Origin of the sequence: Methanocalculus sp. (assembly GCF_029762515.1) — an archaeon.
In the GTDB taxonomy this organism is placed as follows: Archaea; Halobacteriota; Methanomicrobia; order Methanomicrobiales; family Methanocorpusculaceae; genus Methanocalculus.
This window is the reverse complement of sequence record NZ_JARVGN010000168.1, coordinates 1-4,747: the sequence shown is the minus strand read 5'-3', so window position 1 is coordinate 4,747 and position 4,747 is coordinate 1. Positions and strand designations below refer to the sequence as shown.

The 4,747-nt window shown below is 46.2% G+C and carries 7 protein-coding genes and 1 tRNA gene; 6 read left to right on the top strand and 2 right to left on the bottom strand.

The window, feature by feature from the left end:
* Positions 1–23: 23 nt before the first annotated feature.
* A complete protein-coding gene (locus tag QCH34_RS07065) occupies positions 24–653 on the bottom strand; it encodes a hypothetical protein (RefSeq protein WP_300332230.1) in 630 nt (209 codons plus the stop codon).
* A 210-nt stretch (positions 654–863) separates the two neighbouring features.
* Between QCH34_RS07065 and QCH34_RS07060 the strand changes: the two genes are divergently transcribed.
* The 4 genes from QCH34_RS07060 (at position 864) to QCH34_RS07045 (ending at position 2,229) form a co-directional block, all read left to right on the top strand.
* Entirely contained in the window at positions 864–1,133 is a 270-nt protein-coding gene (locus QCH34_RS07060; RefSeq protein ID WP_300332228.1) for a hypothetical protein, read from the top strand.
* A gap of 80 nt (positions 1,134–1,213) precedes the next feature.
* Positions 1,214–1,513, top strand: a complete 300-nt coding sequence (locus QCH34_RS07055; protein ID WP_300332225.1) for a hypothetical protein — start codon at positions 1,214–1,216, stop codon at positions 1,511–1,513.
* Between the two features lie 36 nt (positions 1,514–1,549).
* Positions 1,550–1,622 (top strand) — tRNA-Asn (locus QCH34_RS07050).
* 184 nt (positions 1,623–1,806) lie between these two features.
* Positions 1,807–2,229: a hypothetical protein gene (locus QCH34_RS07045; protein WP_300332222.1), complete on the top strand. Its 423-nt coding sequence runs from the start codon at positions 1,807–1,809 to the stop codon at positions 2,227–2,229.
* Between the two features lie 156 nt (positions 2,230–2,385).
* Here the strand turns inward: QCH34_RS07045 and QCH34_RS07040 are convergent, their stop codons facing one another.
* Positions 2,386–2,610, bottom strand: a complete 225-nt coding sequence (locus tag QCH34_RS07040; RefSeq protein ID WP_300332220.1) for a type I CRISPR-associated protein Cas7 — start codon at positions 2,608–2,610, stop codon at positions 2,386–2,388.
* Positions 2,611–2,833: 223 nt separating this feature from the next.
* Between QCH34_RS07040 and cas5 the strand changes: the two genes are divergently transcribed.
* Positions 2,834–3,502 (top strand): CRISPR-associated protein Cas5, encoded by a 669-nt coding sequence (gene cas5, locus QCH34_RS07035; protein ID WP_300332218.1) that lies wholly within the window; start codon positions 2,834–2,836, stop codon positions 3,500–3,502.
* The coding region (locus QCH34_RS07030; protein WP_300332216.1) for a hypothetical protein at positions 3,496–4,747 on the top strand (1,252 nt) is incomplete at its 3' end. The genes cas5 and QCH34_RS07030, both read left to right, overlap by 7 nt.

Below are 4,747 nucleotides of genomic sequence, written 5' to 3'. Positions count from 1 at the left end.
ATCCATTCTATACGTATTTGCAATCAGAGAAGATGTATCTTCGGAAAGGGGGCATCGGCATACTGTGATTCGGCACGGTTCCGGGCGGCATCGGCACGGGCAATCGAAGCTCCGGCATTTATTGAGAGCGAATTGGCACTCTCAAGGTACGAGAGCGCTTCAGCCGTATCTCCTCTTCCGCTGTCTGCAAGATCAAGATACTGGCTTAATGCCGCAAGACGCCCTTTGAATGTATTCTGCGTATTCCACATCTCTTCATCATAGAGACGAAGATCAGAGGCAACCCCGACAGCCCATTCGCCGCGGCTCCCTTCAAGGGTTCGGGCATAATCCGAGAACCTGCTGACTGCCCCGGTGAGCACCCAGTGCTTATCTGACAGTTCTGCCAGGAAGGCCTCTTCGCGGGCAATCTGTGTCCTGAGCGTCCGTGGATTCGGGGTATCTCCGGCAAGCTCGACATTCCAGAGATCGATTCCTATGGTATAGACGAGGAGGTAGTTGTCAAGGGATGCACGGTGGGGAGGGATGGATTGCATGCAGTCATCCCAGAGGGAATCGAGATCATCATCAGAGAGGCACCCTGCGGTACTGAGGGCTGCCAGTACCAGAATGATGAGCAGAAGTGTCACCCAGGCAGAAGAATGTCCCCGCATATCCTGACAGAAGAGTAGTAATTATCACTATAAATCAATATCTTCTCAATTCAACCGGTTTACCGCCAGAAATCTCCCCGAAGGGTTTTCCGGGAGAAGGAAGCGTTCCATACAAGTGAGGCCACAGGCAGCAGAGTGTTGCTATTCACCTGCATCCTGCATGTCACAGAGTGGCAGGGCATATATTCTGTGAAGACCATATACCTGCATATGGAAGAATCGGCAAAACAGGTCTTCAAGATCAAGTATATTACCGTCGTGATACTTCTCAATATCTTCTTATTTGCTGCTGCTGCCGCGGTTGCAATCTTTTTCATTGTTCCGGCAGAGGCCGGATACAAAAATCCGGTCCTGATCGTCCTCGTGATAATCGCAGTCCTGTCAGGATTTTTTACGAAGAAGCACTACACCGCCACAAAGGAATGGCTTGAGATTCACGCAAAACCCGTGGAATCACCTGATTCAGATGGGAGTTCCTGAGTGGAAGAGGATTGGGAACGAATATACAGAGTTGGGAGATGAATGGGAGAGAGGGATCGTGCAGACAGTGAGGGATGCTCATGCTTGAAAAGCTCCGTGACGAGATTGAACTGATTGAACGGCACCTGATGATAGCACGTGCGGTTGTCGAGCATGAGCCGATCGGGATCATCAAGCTCGCAGAAGTGCTGAACCAGCCGCAGCACCGGGTGCGGTATTCCCTCCGCGTCCTCGAGCAGATGGGGTATATACGCGCGTCTTCCACGGGGGCATATGCGACTCCTGAGATGAAGGAGATGCTGAAGGGCATCCCCGACGAGCTGGATGCATTCATCCGGGCTCTCGAGGATATGAAACGGGGATTGGTTAACAATCTTTAAGTTCTGGCACTGGCAATGTAATTAGGCAACTTGAGTGCCGCCATAACTCAGTTGGTAGAGTGGCTGGCTGTTAACCAGCATGTCACAGGTTCGAGTCCTGTTGGCGGCGTCAATTCATCCTGAGGATGACTCATACTTCTTTTCAAAAGGTTCATTATCCATCCCATCGATAATCCAAATCAGGTACAGGTCAAGATAACTACCTAAAACTACACTTAATCACGAGAATTGAAATGGTTTCATGGAGAGTGCACCTTCAACAGCTTCTTGAAAAACACTTTGGCCATACCTCTGTGAGCTTCTGCGAAATATTCAATCAAGATAGTACCCTATCATCATATCCAGATGACAATACACATTTCTCTCTTGATATCGAGCAATCTCTCCTAACATTAAGGGAATACCTTGGATTTTCCATTCCAAACCCTGGAAAGGTGGCCAGCTATCTCCGTCAAAATATCGGGCTTTATGATGTGGTACTCTGTGCATGCATGTTAACAGAAGAGACTTTTGGCAACACTGCCCAGATTAGACTTGGAATCTACTCTGATCCCGAAATAGATGACGAATATTTGACCATTTGCATACGCCAATCCCACTATGATGCCGACATAATTGATAAAATCGACAGCATATGTAGCCAGTATGAGCCAGATTTAAACTGCTGCAAAGGATGGTTTGTCGTTACAACAGATTTCCGACATCCAACGGCGTAATTGATTGAAGTCTAATCCGACCATCTCATTAAAGCTCATTGATATAGCATTGTTCTCATTATAAGCGCAAATTACTTTACATGGCAGGGCGGGGATGGCCGGCGCCGGTATATGCTCAATCTAATGGGCTTACCGGCGTCAGTGGCGGAACTTTCGTCACATTCCTTGATAGATCTCTGGTTCAAGACCCTCCAGAGGATCCACCGTAATCTCGTAATCCCCAACAGACTTCGGCGTATCTATCTTTGGTTGTACATGCAACGTCCGGTGAACCTTCGCTGAAGAATACTGTCCACTCTTGGAATTGTGCTTCCACCAGATTACCTTGCACACTTCCATACTGCCATCCGGACGGGCCGATGAAGAGTCTATAATAGGCATAAGGTATTTGACCATGGAAAAGGAACTATCAGATAAAGGGACAGGGCTCAGACAAATATACGAAAATCGAATTGTGCCGAAACTCCAATTGACAGTTCAGGTATTATCGAGCCGCAAAGGCGGTTATCAAAAATCCTTGATGCAGGAGTCGTGGATGGAAGACTATATGTTCCGTCAGGGTTGTTCAAAGAACTCAGAAATCTGTCTTTTTAACAAATAAGAGGTGAAAGCTATAACATATATCGTTCAGATGGAAATTGCCGGGGACACAGCTATGTGGACAAGACCGGATACCGGTGACAACCCCGTCAGCTATCCGGCACCTACATACTCTGCGGTAAAAGCCATTTTCGAATCCGTTTTGTGGGGACCTGCGATTGAAATTATTCCACTTAAGGCGGAAATTTGTGCGCCAGTGCAATTTCACAATTATTACACAAATTATGGTGGCCCTCTACGAAAAAATGAAAGTATCAAAAAAGGTAACTGCTATCAGCTTTCTGCCACCGTGCTCATTGATGTCTGCTATCGCTTGTACGCAGAGGTTATTCCGTATAAAATAAAAGATAAGCTTCCTCAAGCGGCGAAGAACTGGGATAAAGCCACCACATCCCCGGGGCACGCATATCAGGAAATATTCACCAGAAGGCTGAAACGTGGGCAATGCTTCTCTGTGCCATACTTGGGATGGAAGGAGTTCACGCCATCCTATTTTGGCGAGTTTCGCGATGGCACATATGTCATTTCTGAGATGGAAACTACAGTTATTCCCTCCATGCTACGGCAGGTATTTTCAAAAGGCTATCAATCCGAAGTCGCATACCTGTATGATACAGATGTTGAGATTACAGGAGGCGTACTAACGTACTTGAATGGAGACAGATCATGCTGAACGAGCTGCATCAGCTTTCTGTAACCCTTGCAAGTAACAACATAAAGCCACAAGGGTGGCACCCTCATTACAATCCATTGCCAAACGGAGCCTGCTATCGCATATGGCTTGGTGATGATGGCCTTGTATCAGACGTTGAGCTGATGAGCAAGGATCTGGTGAAGGTCTGCAGAAAATTTGGCAATAATCAGGGGACATTTCCCGCTTTCAATATTGCACCCTTTTACCGCGTCACATCGGATGAGGATAAGCGCTATTATGATGACCTTTACAAAGGTAAAAAGGAACTGGATATTGGCTTTTTGCGATCAATATGCACTGCCGATAATTGGGATCTCAAACATCGCAATAAGATACTGCGTTGCCTACGTCCGCAAATACCAAATACACCTGAAGAGAGTGCAATCACCGCGTTGATGAAGATTACAGAATCGCTTGACATTGATACACTGCGCAGCACCCTTGAGCAGCATGTTTGGGAGAAATTATCAACCGATATAAAAACATATCTTCCGCTACTTATCCATAAAAGAAACGAAAAGAAGAAGCCGGAAGATAATCATGGCTCGGTATCGATTATACTTGATTTAATAAATTGGGAAAGATTCGAATATCCAATAGCCAATGAGAACACCACTAGGCAAGTGAACGATTCTCTTTTTGCCAATGAAACCGATATTCAACTCGAAACAAGCGATCAACTTGACGCTTTTGGAGACCCATATACGGAACTTGGTGAAACCATGCCATCCGTGCGGCTTGTATCAGGGTTTGACGTGGCGTTACGTTCCATGTTCCGTGAGCAAGTATGCCAGTTCCGCTATGGGAAGGCTGATGATCACTCTTTTCCTATTAGCAAGGCGAATCGAGATACACTAAAAACCTCGCTTGAATGGATCGTGAAACCTGACAATGAAAATATCACATGGCGCAGAATTGACAAAAATACAATGCTATTTGTCTATCCCAACAAGGTTCCAGAAGTCCTCCCCAAATTTGCGGCTCTTTTCAGCAATACAGAGAATACGAGCGATGCCACAACCAGATTTGAAAAGGTTGCAGAAGATTTTATTGTCACACTCAATGGGCTTGAAACAAAACAGAAGCCGGATAATATCCATGTGTTTGCATTACAGCAAATACCACCAGCAGTATCTAAACGAGCAAAGGTGATTTTTTCACGCAATCTGACCCCTGGTAGCCTGATAAACGCGGCTATCGAGTGGCAGCAAGGATGCAACAATT

Coding starts and splice junctions, on each gene's coding strand:
- QCH34_RS07065 (WP_300332230.1), bottom strand. CDS start 653: ATGCGGGGACATTCTTCTGCCTGGGTGACACTTCTGCTCATCATTCTG.
- QCH34_RS07060 (WP_300332228.1), top strand. CDS start 864: ATGGAAGAATCGGCAAAACAGGTCTTCAAGATCAAGTATATTACCGTC.
- QCH34_RS07055 (WP_300332225.1), top strand. CDS start 1,214: ATGCTTGAAAAGCTCCGTGACGAGATTGAACTGATTGAACGGCACCTG.
- QCH34_RS07040 (WP_300332220.1), bottom strand. CDS start 2,610: ATGCCTATTATAGACTCTTCATCGGCCCGTCCGGATGGCAGTATGGAA.